This is a genomic window from Pontivivens insulae, assembly GCF_900302495.1.
Taxonomy (GTDB): domain Bacteria; phylum Pseudomonadota; class Alphaproteobacteria; order Rhodobacterales; family Rhodobacteraceae; genus Pontivivens; species Pontivivens insulae.
In genome coordinates this window covers 293,493-309,189 of sequence record NZ_OMKW01000001.1, presented here as the reverse complement: position 1 = coordinate 309,189, position 15,697 = coordinate 293,493, and the positions used below count along the sequence as shown (strand labels likewise).

General features: G+C 60.7%; 10 protein-coding genes. 5 read left to right on the top strand and 5 right to left on the bottom strand.

Features of this window, described 5'->3' with window-relative positions; translation table 11 throughout:
- Positions 1-91: 91 nt before the first annotated feature.
- A complete protein-coding gene (locus POI8812_RS01520; protein WP_108780763.1) occupies positions 92-1,069 on the top strand; it encodes an oxidoreductase in 978 nt (325 codons plus the stop codon).
- A gap of 288 nt (positions 1,070-1,357) precedes the next feature.
- Here POI8812_RS01520 and POI8812_RS01515 read toward each other — a convergent pair whose 3' ends face one another.
- From POI8812_RS01515 to POI8812_RS01505, 3 genes are all read right to left on the bottom strand, one after another.
- Entirely contained in the window at positions 1,358-1,756 is a 399-nt protein-coding gene (locus POI8812_RS01515) for a (deoxy)nucleoside triphosphate pyrophosphohydrolase (protein ID WP_108780762.1), read from the bottom strand.
- Positions 1,753-3,021, bottom strand: coding sequence for a bifunctional glutamate N-acetyltransferase/amino-acid acetyltransferase ArgJ (gene argJ / locus POI8812_RS01510; protein ID WP_245895189.1), 1,269 nt, complete (start codon positions 3,019-3,021; stop codon positions 1,753-1,755). Before argJ ends, POI8812_RS01515 begins: the two co-directional genes overlap by 4 nt.
- 87 nt (positions 3,022-3,108) lie before the next feature.
- Complete coding sequence (locus tag POI8812_RS01505; protein WP_162844851.1) at positions 3,109-4,005, bottom strand: peptidylprolyl isomerase; 897 nt, start codon at positions 4,003-4,005, stop codon at positions 3,109-3,111.
- Positions 4,006-4,269: 264 nt separating this feature from the next.
- On the opposite strand from POI8812_RS01505, the gene secA reads away from it, so the two are divergent.
- Both secA and POI8812_RS01495 read left to right on the top strand, forming a co-directional pair.
- Positions 4,270-6,990, top strand: coding sequence for a preprotein translocase subunit SecA (gene secA / locus POI8812_RS01500; protein ID WP_108780760.1), 2,721 nt, complete (start codon positions 4,270-4,272; stop codon positions 6,988-6,990).
- A gap of 323 nt (positions 6,991-7,313) precedes the next feature.
- Positions 7,314-8,456: a benzoate/H(+) symporter BenE family transporter gene (locus POI8812_RS01495; protein WP_108780759.1), complete on the top strand. Its 1,143-nt coding sequence runs from the start codon at positions 7,314-7,316 to the stop codon at positions 8,454-8,456.
- 170 nt (positions 8,457-8,626) lie between these two features.
- Here POI8812_RS01495 and POI8812_RS01490 read toward each other — a convergent pair whose 3' ends face one another.
- Positions 8,627-10,882: a xanthine dehydrogenase family protein molybdopterin-binding subunit gene (locus POI8812_RS01490; protein ID WP_162844850.1), complete on the bottom strand. Its 2,256-nt coding sequence runs from the start codon at positions 10,880-10,882 to the stop codon at positions 8,627-8,629.
- A 206-nt stretch (positions 10,883-11,088) separates the two neighbouring features.
- On the opposite strand from POI8812_RS01490, the gene POI8812_RS01485 reads away from it, so the two are divergent.
- On the top strand, positions 11,089-13,236 hold the full coding sequence (locus tag POI8812_RS01485) for a hypothetical protein (RefSeq protein ID WP_108780757.1): 2,148 nt from the start codon (positions 11,089-11,091) through the stop codon (positions 13,234-13,236).
- A gap of 64 nt (positions 13,237-13,300) precedes the next feature.
- Positions 13,301-14,881, top strand: a complete 1,581-nt coding sequence (locus tag POI8812_RS01480) for a substrate-binding domain-containing protein (RefSeq protein ID WP_162844849.1) — start codon at positions 13,301-13,303, stop codon at positions 14,879-14,881.
- 65 nt (positions 14,882-14,946) lie between these two features.
- Here POI8812_RS01480 and radC read toward each other — a convergent pair whose 3' ends face one another.
- Positions 14,947-15,696 carry a RadC family protein gene (gene radC / locus POI8812_RS01475; protein WP_108780755.1) on the bottom strand — a complete coding sequence of 250 codons (750 nt, stop codon included), beginning with the start codon at positions 15,694-15,696 and terminating at the stop codon, positions 14,947-14,949.
- Position 15,697 lies beyond the last annotated feature (1 nt).

The window sequence follows — 15,697 nt, the reverse complement described above, 5'->3', positions numbered from 1 at the left end:
TCGTGCAAAAGCGGCGGAGAAACGCATCTCCTGCCCTGCGGAACACGCCCCTAATTTGAGAGCACACAAGATAGCTTGAAAGGAGAGCATCATGTCCCTCTCAGACCAGACACCCCTCGAAACCGGGTTCCATGCCAAAAGCACGGCTTCAGAGGTTCTCGCCGACATTGATCTGACCGACAAAACTGCGATTGTGACCGGCGGTTATAGCGGGATCGGCCTTGAAACCGTTCGGGCGCTCGCAGAAAAGGGTGCAAAGATTATTGTCCCTGTACGAAGCCGTGAAAAAGCAGCCGACGCGTTGGCCGGTGTGGCTGGCGACGTCTCCAGCAAGGCCATGGACCTTGGCGACATTGCTTCTGTCCGTGCCTTCGCGGCTGAGGTCGCGTCCGAACATCCCGTGATCGACATTCTGATCTGCAACGCCGGGATTATGGCCTGTCCTGAGGCCCGTATCGGCGACGGCTGGGAATCCCAGTTCGGCATTTGTCACATGGGCCATTTCGCGCTGGTCACGTCATTGATGGAACAGCTCGAAGCCAGCGAGGGTGCGCGGATCGTCGCGCTCTCGTCCACAGGGCACAAACTGTCGGGCATTCGTTGGGATGACATGCATTTTCAGGCAGAGCCCTATGATAAATGGGTCGCTTACGGCCAAGCCAAGACAGCAAATGCACTGTTTGCGAATGCGCTGTCCCGTCGTCTCAAGCCAAGCGGCGGTCATGCCTTCTCCGTCCATCCTGGCGGGATCTTCACGCCATTGCAGCGGCATCTGCCCAAGGAAGAGATGATCGCGCTCGGTTGGCTCGGTGAAGATGGGGAGCCGTCTGAACTCGCAAAGGCAGGTTTCAAGTCGCCGGAGCAGGGCGCTTCCACGACCCTCTGGGCCGCAACCTCTCCTGCGCTGAATGGTCATGCGGGTGTCTATTGTGAGGATTGCAACATCGCAGCGCCCAGCGATCCTGAAAGCGAGACGTCCCGCTATTTCGGTGTTGAGGCACATGCCGCCGATGATGCGGAGGCGGAACGTTTGTGGGAATGGAGCGCGAACGCCCTGAAAGCAGTATAGTCTGAAAAGGCGAAATTCTGTTGTCCGGGACGCCGGACAACAGTTCGTTTCAAATCACCACTACAATCAGACCGGGAATCCCCGGAACAGGCGTGTCCCGACCCGAACGGTGATGCTTCCATCCTTGAGCGCTTCGACAAATCGCCCCTGAACGGCAATGTATTTGCTGATCATGATCGTTTTCATAGCTTCCCCCGGCGTCGCTGTTTGTATGTGGACACTCTAGGGTAAATTTTAGGTTAACTCAGCTATCGGTCAAGTTGATTCACAACCAAGGGTTGCATTTGGTCAAAGCAAATCGATCAAATGCGATACAAGTGGGACGTCCGCTTCGGGCATGGGCAGGTGTCGTAGCTCTTTGGGCCTCACCCATTTGAGCGCTTGCCCTTCCATCCCGCGCACCGTGCCATTCCACTTGCGACAGACATAGAGTGGCATCAGCAGATGAAACTCTGCATAGCTGTGGCTCGCAAAGGTCAGCGGGGCCAGACAACTGTCCCAGGTCTCGATCCCCAATTCTTCGTGCAACTCGCGGATCAGCGCTGCTTCCGGGCTCTCTCCCGGTTCCACCTTGCCGCCCGGAAATTCCCACAGCCCGGCCATCGACTTGCCCTCAGGCCGCTGCGCCATCAGGACGCGCCCGTCGGGATCAACCAGTGCGACCGCGCTCACCAGCACCATCTTCATGATCGATAATCCGCGTTGATCGAGATATAGCCATGGGTCAGATCACAGGTCCACACGGTGGCAGCGCCGCCGCCAAGACCCAGATCGACACGGATCGCAATGTCCTCTTCCCGCATGATCGCAGCGCCTGCCTCCTCGCGATAGCTCTCCGCGACCCAGCCATTTTCGGCGACCAGAACATTGCCGAACCGGATCGACAGGGTGTCTCGATCCGCTGGCTCGCCAGACTTGCCAACCGCCATCACGATCCGTCCCCAGTTCGGATCCTCTCCCGCCACAGCCGTCTTGACGAGCGGAGAGTTCGCAATGCTCATCCCAACCTTGTGGGCAGAGCTGTTGGACGCGGCCCCCGTCACCGCGATCTCGACAAATTTGGTCGCACCTTCGCCATCCCGCACAACCTGATGGGACAGGTCCAGCATGACAGCCCGCAACGCCTCTTCAAACAGGGCGCAGCGCGGATCGTCTCGGGTCTCGATCCGTGGCGTCCCACCCCGACCCGTGGCCCCCAGGATCAATGTGTCAGAGGTCGACGTATCGCCATCCACCGTGATCGCGTTGAACGTCGTATCGGTCAGCTCGCCGAGAATCTCCTGCAAGACAGGTTGAGCGACTGCGGCATCGGTGAAGATATAAACCAGCATCGTCGCCATATCCGGCGCGATCATGCCAGAGCCCTTGGCCATCCCCGCGATGCGCATCCCCTCAACCTCGCACCACGCGCCTTTGACATAGGTATCGGTCGTCATGATCGCCTGCGCGGCGCGCGCGCCGGCCTCGGCGCTCAAACTGTCGGCAAGCTGGTCGATCTTTGCGACGATGCGGTCATGGGGCAACCGCTCCCCGATCACGCCGGTTGAGGCCGGAAATACGTGAGAGACCGGGCAATCCATCCGCGCGGCAACCGCCTTGGCCAGTGCGTCGGTGCTCTCATCGCCTGCACGCCCGGTGAAGGCGTTCGAATTGCCCGAGTTCACCAGAATCGCGAATGGCGCTTCAGTTTGCGCTGCCGTTGCCAGATGCGCCTCACACATTCGCACGGGGGCTGACCGTGTTGATGAGCGCGTGAACACCCCGGCCACCGACGATCCCGGCGCCAACTCTGCCAGCATCACATCCAGACGCCCCTGATAGCGCACACCTGCCTCAACCGCTGCAAAGCGCACACCTTCGATGGTTGGAAACACGGTTTCTCCATCGCGCGGCGCCAGCGGGGCGGCGTTGTCCTTCGGTGTGGCGGGCATCAAACGGGTGATCTGTGTCATGGCGTCCTGATGGGTCTGGGGGGAATACGAAAACCCCACCCGGCCCGGTGGGGCAGGGTGGGGTGAGTGTTGCGCAAAACCCGCCGATCAGTCGGCGGTCAGGTCCAACTCATCCAGCGCGTTCGGCGGCACCTGCGCGTCGGGCAGCACAATATCGGCTCCCGCGCGCAGCGCCTCGATTTCAGCGGCGAGTGCATCCTGATTCAATTGGCCTTCAATCTCTGCCCGCAATTCTTCCAGCGACGGCAGCGGCGACATCCGCGTCTCGTTCACGGTCAGAACGTGCCAGCCGAATTGCGTCTCGACCGGTTCAGAGATCGTTCCGACCTCCAGCGTCTGCACGGCCGCGTCGAATTCGGGCACCATCTGACCGGGGCCAAACCAGCCCAGATTGCCGCCATTGGGGCCAGATGGCCCGGTAGAGCGCTCGGCCGCCAGTTCCGCGAAATCAGCGCCATCGTTCAGAAGCCCCTGAATCTCGATGGCCTCTTCCTCGGTCTCAACCAGAATATGCGACGCATTATATTCCTGCGTGCGGGTCATCTCGCCAGTGATGTCCTCATAGGCGGCCTGCACGTCATCCTCGGTCACTTCGGCGTCCAGAACACGCATCACGCTGTCATTGGCCAATGCGGCCCGACGGTCGTTTTCGATCTGGATGCGGACCGGGCGCTTATCCTCTGCCCCATTCGCAACTGCCGCCTCGCTCAGCAATTGCTGGTCGATCAGCTGGTCCAGCAAGCCGCTGAACAGAACCTCGGGCGGGATCTGGCGATAGTTGGGGGGCAGACGGTCGTAAATCGCGATGAGGTGACCCATCGTGATATCGGTTCCGTTCACGGTGGCGACCACCGTATCCAGGTCGTAATCCTCGGCAAACGACGCCGCTTCCGTCGCCTCATCTGCCGTCTCCTGTGCCTGCGTCACTGTTCCCGTGAAGGCCAGCGTCAAACCCAGTGCGGTTGTCGTCAGAAACTTGTACATCATCTCTCCGGTTCGGTGCGCGGCCCCGTCCGGGTCGCGCCTTCTGTAAATTGCGGCGGCTCACACATCCCGTGCGGACGCGCTGCCGTTGACACGGTGATGTGCCGGGACTATCTCCCAAGGCGCTTTTACAAGGCCAGACGCACCGCCGCCGCGCCAAACCTAGGCTGTCAGCCGCGGACGGGCAACCACCCGATGATGACAGTTTCTGACGCGTTCGCACGGCACGCTCCGGCCCTTTGGAAATTGGAAACGGGTAGCTGTATGTTGGGTTTGGGCAAGGTCGCGAAAAAGGTGTTCGGCACCGCCAATGATCGCAAGGTCAAGTCGGTCCGGTCACTTGTGGCAAAGATCAATGATCTCGAACCCGCGATGCAGGCGCTCAGCGACGATGACCTGAAGGCGAAGACACAGGAATATGTCGGGCGTCACGAGGCCGGGGAAAGTCTCGACGCGCTTTTGCCCGAAGCCTTCGCCGCGATGAGAGAGGCATCCGTCCGCGCCCTCGGGATGCGCCCATTTGATGTTCAGCTCATCGGCGGGATCTTCCTGCACCAGGGCAATATCTCCGAGATGAAGACGGGTGAGGGCAAAACCCTCATGGCGACTTTGCCGGTCTATCTCAACGCCTTGACCCGCCGCGGCGTCCATGTCGTGACGGTGAACGACTACCTTGCCCGCCGCGATGCGGAGTGGATGGCAAAGGTCTACAACTGGATGGGGCTCAGCGTCGGCGTGGTCGTGCCCGGCATGAACGAGCAGGCCAAACAGCAGGCTTATGATTGCGACGTCACCTATGCGACGAACAACGAGCTGGGCTTCGACTATCTGCGCGACAACATGAAAACCTCCACGAAAGAGATGGTGCAGCGCGACCACCACTTCGCCATCGTGGACGAGGTCGACTCGATCCTCATCGACGAGGCGCGCACGCCCCTCATCATCTCCGGCCCGACTCAGGACAAGTCCGAGCTCTACATCACACTCGACAAGTTCATTCCCGATCTGACCGAAGAGCATTACGAGCTGGATGAAAAGCAGCGCTCCGCCACGCTGACCGAAGAGGGCAATGAATTCCTGGAAGAGCGTCTGAAAGAGGCCGGTCTGATCGAACCGGAGGCGACGCTCTACGACCCCGAATCAACGACGATCGTGCACCACATCACGCAGGCCCTGCGGGCGCACACTCTCTTCACCCGTGACAAGGACTACATTGTCCGCAATGGCGAAGTTGTTCTGATCGACGAATTCACCGGCCGCATGATGGCCGGTCGCCGGATGTCCGAAGGGCTCCACCAGGCGATGGAAGCCAAGGAAGGCGTCAAGATCCAGCCTGAGAATGTCACCCTCGCCTCCGTCACCTTCCAGAACTATTTCCGCCTCTACGACAAGCTGGGCGGGATGACCGGCACCGCACTGACCGAAGCAGAGGAATTTCAGGAAATCTACGGCCTGGGCGTGGTCGAGATTCCGACCCACCGCCCCATCGCGCGGATCGACAATGACGATCAGGTCTATCGCACCGCGAAAGAAAAATATGACGGCGTCGTCCGCGCCATCAAGATCGCCTATGAAAAGGGTCAGCCAACCCTCGTCGGCACCACCTCAATCGAGAAGTCCGAGCTGCTCGCCGGTCTGCTGACGAAAGAGGGGATCCCGCACAAAGTGCTCAACGCCCGCTTCCACGAAGAAGAGGCCGGCATCATCGCGCAGGCCGGACGTCTGGGCGCGGTCACGATCGCGACCAACATGGCCGGACGCGGCACCGACATCAAACTGGGCGGCAACGCGGAATTGATGGCTGCTGCCGAAGCGGCCGAGAAGGATATCACCGATCCAGAGGCCCTCGCCGCACTCGAAGCGAAATATGAGGCCGAGGTTGAGGCCGAGAAGCAAAAGGTGCTTGAGGCGGGCGGCCTGTTCGTCCTCGCGACAGAGCGTCACGAATCCCGCCGCATCGACAACCAGCTGCGTGGCCGTTCGGGCCGCCAGGGGGATCCGGGCCGCACCAATTTCTTCCTGTCCCTTGAAGACGATCTGATGCGCATCTTCGGCTCCGACCGACTGGACGGCATGCTGCAGAAACTCGGCATGAAGGAAGGGGAGGCGATCGTTCACCCCTGGGTCAACAAGGCCCTTGAGCGGGCGCAGGGAAAGGTCGAGGCGCGCAACTTCGACATCCGCAAGAACCTGCTGAAATACGATGACGTGATGAACGATCAGCGTAAGGCCGTGTTCGAACAGCGCCGCGAGATCATGGAAGCAGATGATCTGTCAGAGACTGTTGGCGATATGCGTCACGAAGCCGTGGACGATCTCGTCACCACCTACATCCCGCCCCGCGCCTATGCGGATCAATGGGATACCGAAGGGCTGGCCGAGGCGCTGAAAGATACGTTCGGTCGGGACTTCCCAGTCGTCGAGTGGGCGAATGAGGAAGGCGTCGATGATGATGACATCAAGGAGCGGCTGAAGGCTGATGTCGATCAGGCCGCTGCCCAGAAGGTCGCCAAATATGGTGCCGAGACAATGCGCGGCGTGGAGAAGCAGATCCTGCTTCAGACCATCGACAAAGAATGGCGCGATCATCTGCTGACCCTTGATCACCTGCGCTCTGTCGTTGGCTTCCGGGGGTATGCGCAGCGTGACCCGCTGAACGAATACAAGACCGAGGCGTTCGAGCTTTTCGACGGGCTACTGTCTGGCCTGCGCACGAAAGTGACCAAACAGCTTGCCAATGTGCAGATCATGACGCCGGAAGAGCGTGATGCGCTGGTCGCACGCATGCAGCAAATGGCGGCGGATCAGCAGGCGCAGGGCGCAAGTGCTGCCGCTCAGACCGGTGACACACCCGCCACCCCCGGCGTGCAGGCTGGCCCCGCGCGCAACCCCGAAGATCCGTCGACCTGGGGCAATGTTTCGCGCAACGAGGCCTGCCCCTGCGGCTCTGGCAAAAAGTACAAGCACTGCCACGGCCAACTCTGACCACGGCGTTCACCCGTTGTCGACAAACCACCTAAGCACGCTTCCGAACGGGAGGCGTGCTTTTCGGTGAGATCGTCAGGGCGACCGGCCGTTTGATTGCTCTCACGCCTGACGAAATCCCCTCACTGCGACGTTCCGCATAGGAGAGGCCGTCAGCGCGGTTTTGTATCCGTGCAATGCATCTCTCGACCCGCAGCGTTGCACCATGTCAAATGCGAGCAGGGCCGCCTCAATACCCCCCGCGAAAATCGTTCGGACTGAGGGCGGTTGCACGCGGTAGCGCGCTAAGCACCAACCAGCGCAAGACATGAGAGACGCCTGAAATGCCCCCATCGCAAACAATCTGGACCGGGCTTGTTGTCGCGATCATCGGCTTTTTCAGCTCCTTTCCGATCGTGCTGGCCGGGCTCGACGCCATGGGCGCGACGACGGTAGAGGCCGGGTCGGGTCTGATGTTCGCGGCGCTGTCCATGGGCCTGTCCGGCATCCTGCTCAGCCTCATCACCCGCCAACCTGCAAGCGTCGCCTGGTCCACGCCCGGCGTTGCCCTTCTGGCCGTCAGCCCGGCTGTCGAGGGCGGTTTTGCCGGGGCCGTCGCCGGATTTCTGATTGCGGGCCTGCTGACCCTGATCGCGGGCCTCTGGCGTCCCCTGGGACGGCTGGCGACCTCAATCCCACCGGCGGTGGCACAGGCCATGCTGGCGGGTGTCCTTCTCTCGCTTTGTGTTCAGCCGTTTCTGGCGTTGAGCGAGGCGCCGCAAATCGCGGTTCCGATTATTGCCACATGGTTCATCGTTGGACGCTTCAGCCGTCTGTTCGCTGTGCCAGCCGCCGTGCTGATGGCCGCCATTCTGATCGCAGTCCTGGGCGATCGGTCAGGTTTGGAAGACCTCCGGCTTGTGTCCGCTCCCGTTGTAACCCTCCCTATTTTCTCGGTCGAAGCCCTTCTCGGGGTTGGGCTGCCGCTGTTCATCGTGACGATGGCGACCCAGAACATCCCAGGCCTCGCCGTCATGCGCAGCTATGGCTACACACCACCCCCACGCACGCTGCTCAGCGGCGTGGGCGCGGCGAGCATCCTCACCGCCACGTTGGGCGCACCCGCCACCTGTCTCGCCGCGATCACGGCTGCAATGTGCTCGGATGAAGACTCTCACCCCGATCCGTCAAAGCGGTATTGGTCTGCGGTTTGCGCTGGTGCCTTTTACTGTCTGTTTGGTCTCTTCGCGGCGCTGCTGACCAGCCTTGCCGCTCTCGCACCCGATATGCTGTTGGCGACCGTCGCAGGTGTCGCACTGCTCGGCACATTCGCGAATTCCGCCAGTGCTGCGCTGTCAGACGCGGGCATGCGGGACGCAGCCGCGATTACGTTCCTGGCGACAGCGTCGGGTGTGACCCTCTTTGGATTAAGCGCGGCGGTCATCGGGTTGTTGCTGGGGGTGGGCGTGACTTTGGCAAAGCGATGACTCCTCAATGCGATCTGGGGGGATCACGAAGGGTTTTGCCGCCAAGATGTTAAGCAATCCTTTCGATGCGACTGCCATCGCAAGATCCGATTAACGTCCGCACGCCTGTGCGCTGTTGGCATACGCTTTGTGCACGGGTGGTGCACGCCTTGTGCACAGTGTTTTTGGCATTAACCTTTTGCAGCGCTGAGGGCGGCCCAAACCCGCCCCGGCGTATAAGGCGGGGCCAGTTCGCGTACGCCAAACGTCGCCAGAACGTCCATCACTGCATTGGCCACAGCAGGCACGGCCGCAACGGAACCCGCTTCTCCGCACCCTTTCAATCCCATCGGATTTGAGGGTGTCGGATGCTCGACAAAGGCCACCTCGAAGAAGGGCAGATCCGCCGCGCGCGGCAGCGCGTAATCCATCAAAGATCCGCTCAACGGCTGACCATCTTCATCCCAGATCATTGCCTCGCACAGCACCTGTCCGATGCCCTGCGTCACACCGCCATGGACCTGTCCCTCAACCAGCATCGGATTGATAACACGGCCGAAATCATCGACGACCGTATAGCGCTCAAGCGTGATCTGCCCGGTTTCGACATCAAGGCTAACCTCGGCAATATGGCAGCCATTGGGCGTCGTCTGCACCTTGTCATCGGTCCCGCCCTGCGCGGTCAGGCCGTCCATCGCCTCGACCACGTCGAGGAACGCGATGCTGCGGTCGGTGCCGACAATCGTGAAGGCCCCTTTCGTCTTGTCAAAGGTGATGTCAGTCGCAGCGACTTCCAGCATTTCCGCAGCATTTGGAAGGGCTTGCGCGATGGCATCCGCACTGGCCCTCAGAAAACTGCGCCCTGCCTGAACGGCGGAACGTGACCCACCCGTACCGCCTCCGGCCTCCAGCAGATCCGTGCTCGGCGCCTGCAGTTCGATGGTGTCAAAAGGAACGCCAAGCTCCTCTGCAATGATCTGAGCCCAGGCTGTGTCATGGCCTTGGCCAGAGCTTTGCGTTCCAACAACTGCCCTGATTTTCCCATCGCGTGAGATGTCGATTTTCGCGCGTTCCGTCGGCCCGCCGCCGGTTCGCTCATAATAGCAGGAGATGCCAAGCCCGCGCGGTGCGGCGCTTTTGCGCGCCCCAAATCCTGCCACATCCGCAAGGTCTGCGGCTTGTCGCAGGATCGCTGGCGCGTCGAGTGCGTCAAAGGGAATTCCGCCCGCTGTCTCATAGGGGATCTGTTCTGGCCGGATCAGATTGCGCAGGCGAATTTCAACGGGATCGAGCCCGGTTGCTCGCGCACCTTCATCCATAAGGCGTTCCATTACATGCAGAATTTCGGGCTTACCTGCGCCGCGATAGGCATCGACGGGGGCTTTGTTGGTTACGAACCCCTCCACCACGTGATGCACATGTGCGACGTCATAAAGCCCACCGATCAGATGGCCGGAAAAGAGCGTTGGCACGGCTGCGCCATAGCCCGGAACGTAGGCCCCCAGATCAGCGGTGGAGCGCCAGCGCAGCCCCGTCAAACGACCCTCTGCGCTGAAGGCTGCTTCGGCATGGGTCTGGACGTCGCGGCCCTGCATGTCTGACAGAAAGCTCTCGGATCGCGTGCCGGTCCACCGGACCGGACGGCCAAGATCCTGTGCAGCGATCAATGCCATGGCGTATTCAGGGTGGTCCATCAGCTTCATTCCGAAACCGCCGCCAACATCCGGTGCGTGGACACGGATATGTTCGGGAGCGACCTGCAAATCGCGGGAAAGATCGGACTGTGCGGCGTGAACACCCTGATTGCCGAGCCAGACACTCCACCCGTCGCCGTCTGGTATGGCGAGTATGCCCCGCGTCTCCACCGGATGAATAGCAAGGCGCTGGTTCACAACATGCAGGGCAACACAATGCGCCGCCTCGGCGAAAGCATGCTGGGTGGCGGCGAGGTCTCCGACATCCCAGGTGAAAACCTTGTTTGTTTGAAGGTGATCATGCAATTGCGGCTGGTCGACGGCTGGCTTCAAAGCTGTGTCGAGGGTGTCGGTCTCAACCTCAATGCACTCGGCAGCGTCCATCGCGGCGTTGAGGTTATCGGCGATGATTGCGACCAGAGGCTCACCGACATAGCGAACCTTGCCATGCGCCAGATGAGGTTGCGCAACGGCCGGTGCGGTTGAGCCGTCGGCCTGTATCAAAGGCAGTTGTGCATCAATGGCGTTGAGGCGATCCGACAGATCCTCATCCGTGTAGATCCTATGAACACCTGGCATTCCGCGCGCCCGGGATACATCGATCTTCTGGATCAGGCCGTGCGCAATGTCGGAGCGGAGCACGTGCAGCACCAACGCATCCGGTGCCTCGAGATCGTCGACATACGCCCCTTCCCCCCGCAGAAAGCGTGGATCCTCGATGCGCTTTACCGATTGTCCGACACCAAATTTCATGCGATTCGCTCCCGTCGCTGACGAACATTCCGTCATTTGACCCGCAATATGACGCGATTGGGCCACAATCTCTCGCTAAAACCGTCACAAATGCAGCTTTACCGCCGATCCAGTCCGAAGAGGTTGAAAAGTCAGACGGATGTGCGCTTTACTCAGGTTTGAGGGGTGACACTCGTCTCCTTTAATGATTCGTGGGGGATCGTTCAATGAAGGCCGATGATCGGTTTATGGTATTGCTAACGGCGGTCGTTCTGATCGTGGCTGTTGGCACCATGGCGCAAAAAAGCGACACGATCATGGCTGCCTTTGGTTCCGTGGATGACTACGAGGCAATTGAAGATGTCTTCACCGTCCGGGCCGGACGGACGCAAGCCCTCGATGTTCTGAACAACGATCTGAACGTCGCCGATGGCGACTCGGATCGCATTCTGATCCTGCAGCAGCCTGTCTGTGGTACGGCGCGCCGCTCTGGCGGGCAGATCGAATACTTGAATTCTGACCCGTGCGACGGGCGCGTGACCTTCACCTATTGTGTGATCCAAGGTGACGCGTGCCCCAGCGCACAGGTCATCCTGAATGTCAGCCTCCCTGAGGCACTGACAGGTCGCGACAGCGGCGCGATGGCAGAGGCTGGTGCCTCCGGATTCCCCACACTCCGGGCTCCATCCCTTGCCGCGCCCAACAGTGATGTTGGCATTTCCGCCGCTGACGCGACCGCCTCTTTGCGCAACCGGGACTTCGCGCCGGTTCAGATCGGAACACCGTCGCAGGTCGCCGGTGTCGGTCTTGCGCGTCAAGAAAGTGCGGGCGTGACCGCCGGCATGGTCTCTTCCGGCTTCGGCGGTACAGTCGTTGATGAGGGCAGCGTTCCAAGCCTGTCTCGCGGTGCCGCGCCAGAGCGTGTGGCGATTGCACGTCCGAGCGCGCCTCAGCTTGGCGGTGGTTCCCGCGTGTTCGCGCCCGCGCCGCCGCGCCCGCAGGGTGCATCCGGCGGTGGAACTCAGCTTGCCGGCCTCGGCCGTCCGTCTGCACCCTCCGCGCCGTCGCTGGGTGGTGGAAGCGGGCTGGGTGGTGGAAGCGGGCTGAGCACAAGTTCTGCTGCACCGTCGCGCCCATCGATTGGCGCACCGACACGCCCGCAATCGGGTGGTTTGTCTTCACCTTCCCTGGGTGGGCAGTCTGAAATCGCAGGAGCCGCACCGACGCCGTCGCGTCCGCAGCTGTCGCAGCCGCGCCTCGGTGCGATCGGCAATATCGACGATATTCAGGTTGCGGGTTTGGGTGATGCAGCTCCGGTTCGCCCGCAGCCTAGCGGAATTTCCTTGCGCACCGTCACGTCGATGTTCCTGCCGGCCGATGGCGGAACGTCGGAAAGTTCGGGCTTGAGCGCTCAAACCACATCGCGCCCGCAAATCGCGGCGGCACCTGGCTTGGGTGGGGACACCGGCGTTGTGACCGAGCGTGCGGCACAGATTATCCTGCCCGTCACCACCTCGCCGGAAGCCGATCGCAGCGCGCCGCGCCCGACAGCGCCCTCTACGCCGAGCTTGCTCGCCATGGCTGACATCGCGCTTCCGCGGCGCCCGTCTATTGGTGGGTCCGGAACCCGTCAGGCCGCACTGACCGATCGTCAGCTTTCTGTTCCGAGCATCACCGACGCGCCGCTCAGCACGGGTGCAGGGGACTGCGCTGTGGAACTGGCAGCGGCCGCAAAATTGGGCGAATTGGTGGCGATCAACCTCGTGTCAGACTGCCGTCCAAACGCGCTGGTCACACTGGCCTATTCCGGCATTCAGGTGGATTTCCTGACGAACGATTTCGGTCAGCTGGAAGCAGACCTACCCGCATTCGATGAAGATACTCAGATCACCGCAACGTTCCAGGACGGTGCGCAGGGCGAAGCGTCCATGTCGATCCGTGGCATCGACCGTATTGCGCGGGTTGGTATCGCTTGGCAGGGCCAGATGAACCTGGATCTGCACGCCTTTGAATATGGTGCCGGTGATGGGGATCAGGGCCATGTTTGGGAGGGTAATGCACGATCCTACCGCGATTCGCGCCGTCAGGGTGGTGGCTATCTAACACGTCTCGGCCTCTTGGGCGGACGCCAGCTGGAAGTCTATACGCTTCCCGTATCGCGCCGCACAGCCTCGGGCGTTGTTGATACAGCGCTTCGCGTAAACCCCGAGACTGGCGCATGTGATGAGCGTGTGCAGGTGCTTTCTCTCTATAATAATCAGGCACTTATCGCAGATCAGCGGGAAGTAAGCATTGAGACTGCGGGCTGTCAGGTTGGTGATGGGGCGATTTCATTTGAATCCGCCATCCGCGATATTGACGTGGCGCAAAGATAACCAAACGATAGGCAAACATCGCCGCCCAGGGCGAGACTTACGAAAAAAGGACAGGGGACAGAACATGGCAATTACCCGGACGAAACTGAATACCGTCGCGCTGGCAGCTGCCATCGCCGCGATGACTGCCGGTGCGGGTTACGCCCAGCAGGTCTCCCTTCAGTCTTATGACGGCTCGATCACCCTGCGCGGCGATCTGCTCGAATTCGATGGCCAGAACTACCAGATTGCCACGGCAATCGGCACGATCACGATCGACGCGAACCAGGTCTCCTGTGAAGGCGATGCGTGCCCGGCGCCTGAGTTGTTGATGTCCGAATTCCGTATCGCTGGTTCTGACACCATCGGTGTTGAGCTGATGCCTGCGCTGATCGAGGGCTACTCCTTCGCACTGGACGCGGACATTGCTGCGAACGAGCTGAATGCAGACGGCTCCATCGCATTGGCTATTGAAGATCTGGGTGGCACGCCGCTGGCAGATATCGAGATTGCGATCGCGAACTCTGGCGCTGGCTTCCAGGAGCTTCTGTCCGGTGCAGCTACGATCGGTATGGCGTCCCGTCCGATCCGTCCGCGCGAAGCGGCTGCTTTCCAGGAAGCGTCTCTGGGCAACCCGACCGACCCCGCACAGGAATTCATTCTTGCGCTCGACGGTCTGCTCGTGATCACCGCACGCTCTAACCCGGTTCGTAACCTCAGCATTGAGGAAATGGGCGGCATCTTCGCCGGTGACATTACCAACTGGGCCGAAGTGGGTGGGCTGAATGCTCCGATCAACGTCTATACCCGTGAGTCGGGTTCTGGCACGCGAACTGTTTTTGAAGCCAACGTCATGGAACTGATCGGCGCGGACATCTCTGACGATGCGCGTGTCTTCGATGACAACGCTGATCTGTCCGACGCGGTTGCTGCTGATCCGTTTGGCATTGGCTTCACCGGTTATGCGGCAGAGCGTAATGCTCGCGCCGTGGGCGTTGAGGAAGTCTGTGGGATCGTGACCCAGCCGACAGTCTTCAACATCAAGGCGGAAGAATACCCGCTTGCCCGTCGTCTGTTCCTCTACACCACGAATGCGGCACTTCCGAACCACGCACGCAATCTGCTGGAATTCACCTCCTCTGATGCGGCGCAGGACATCATCGCGGATGCGGGCTTCATCGATCAGGCGATCTCTGGCGCGCCGATGGCTGAGCAGGGCCTGCGTCTCGCGTCTGGCATGCTGGCGGCTGAGGACGGTGCACAGCTTAACGATCTGCGCGAATTCGCCTCCACGATGCTGAATGCAGAGCGTCTCTCCACCACGTTGCGTTTCCAGCCGGGTTCGTCCCTGCTCGACGCGAAAGCACAGCGCGACGTTGTGCGGATTGCCGAGCTGCTGGCGCGCGGTGCATTCGACAACAAGGAAGTGATGCTGGTTGGCTTCACAGACTCCATCGGTCGTCCCGACCTGAACCAAGCGCTGTCGGAGCGTCGTGCGGAGCAGGTGTTTGAGGCAATCGTTGCGGCTGCGCCGGGTGGCGGCATCGACGATCAGGCCATCACGGTTCTGGGCTATGGTGAGATTTCGCCGGTGGGCTGTAACGAAACCTTCGCAGGTCGTCAGGTCAATCGTCGCGTTGAAATCTGGGTGCGTGATCGCATCTGATCCCAACCGGGCAGCGATTTAAGGGAAAGGGGCGGTCTTCGGGCCGCCCTTTTTCATTTCAGGCGCTAGAGCAGTCCTTCACCCTTAAAACTGATCTCCCGCCCTTTACCGATTACCAAATGGTCATGGAGCACAATGCCAAGGGCATCGAGCGCGCGGTGCACCGCCTGCGTGATCTCTACATCCGCTGCTGAGGGTGTTGGGTCCCCGGACGGATGATTGTGGGCCAGAATGACCGCGGATGCAGAAAGCTCCAGCGCTCGACGGGCCACCTCGCGCGGATAGACCGGTACATGGTCCACGGTTCCACGCTGCTGCGCCTCATCCGCGATGAGGGCGTTCTTTCGATCCAGATAGAGAACGCGGAACTGCTCCACTGCCCCATGCGCCATCGCTGTTCGACAATAAGTCACAAGCGCATCCCAGCCCGAGATGACCGAGCGCTCCATCACTTCGGCGCGCGCAAAACGGTGGGCCGCCGCCTCGACGATCTTGAGTTCTTGAATCACTGCTGAGCCAACGCCCTGCACCTCTGCCAGACGGGCGGGGGAGGCGGCCAATGTGTGGTTAAAGTCGCCAAACCGCACAAGCAGTGCCTTTGCCAGAGGTTTCACATCGCGGCGTGGAATCGCACGAAACAGAACAAGCTCCAACAATTCATAGTCAGGTAAGGCATCTGCGCCACCGTCCATAAAACGGCTCCGCAGACGGGCGCGGTGGCTTTGAAAATGGGGTGCAGATTGTCCGGTGACGTCCGCATATGCGGACTCAAAACCAGGGAGGGCGATCTCCTCCATTCCGCGATTGTTATTCATG

Bases quoted from the DNA above. Each gene is read 5' to 3' on its own strand.
- POI8812_RS01520 (WP_108780763.1), top strand. From the start codon at position 92: ATGTCCCTCTCAGACCAGACACCCCTCGAAACCGGGTTCCATGCCAAA.
- POI8812_RS01515 (WP_108780762.1), bottom strand. From the start codon at position 1,756: ATGAAGATGGTGCTGGTGAGCGCGGTCGCACTGGTTGATCCCGACGGG.
- argJ (WP_245895189.1), bottom strand. From the start codon at position 3,021: ATGACACAGATCACCCGTTTGATGCCCGCCACACCGAAGGACAACGCC.
- POI8812_RS01505 (WP_162844851.1), bottom strand. From the start codon at position 4,005: ATGTACAAGTTTCTGACGACAACCGCACTGGGTTTGACGCTGGCCTTC.
- secA (WP_108780760.1), top strand. From the start codon at position 4,270: ATGTTGGGTTTGGGCAAGGTCGCGAAAAAGGTGTTCGGCACCGCCAAT.
- POI8812_RS01495 (WP_108780759.1), top strand. From the start codon at position 7,314: ATGCCCCCATCGCAAACAATCTGGACCGGGCTTGTTGTCGCGATCATC.
- POI8812_RS01490 (WP_162844850.1), bottom strand. From the start codon at position 10,882: ATGAAATTTGGTGTCGGACAATCGGTAAAGCGCATCGAGGATCCACGC.
- POI8812_RS01485 (WP_108780757.1), top strand. From the start codon at position 11,089: ATGAAGGCCGATGATCGGTTTATGGTATTGCTAACGGCGGTCGTTCTG.
- POI8812_RS01480 (WP_162844849.1), top strand. From the start codon at position 13,301: ATGGCAATTACCCGGACGAAACTGAATACCGTCGCGCTGGCAGCTGCC.
- radC (WP_108780755.1), bottom strand. From the start codon at position 15,696: ATGAATAACAATCGCGGAATGGAGGAGATCGCCCTCCCTGGTTTTGAG.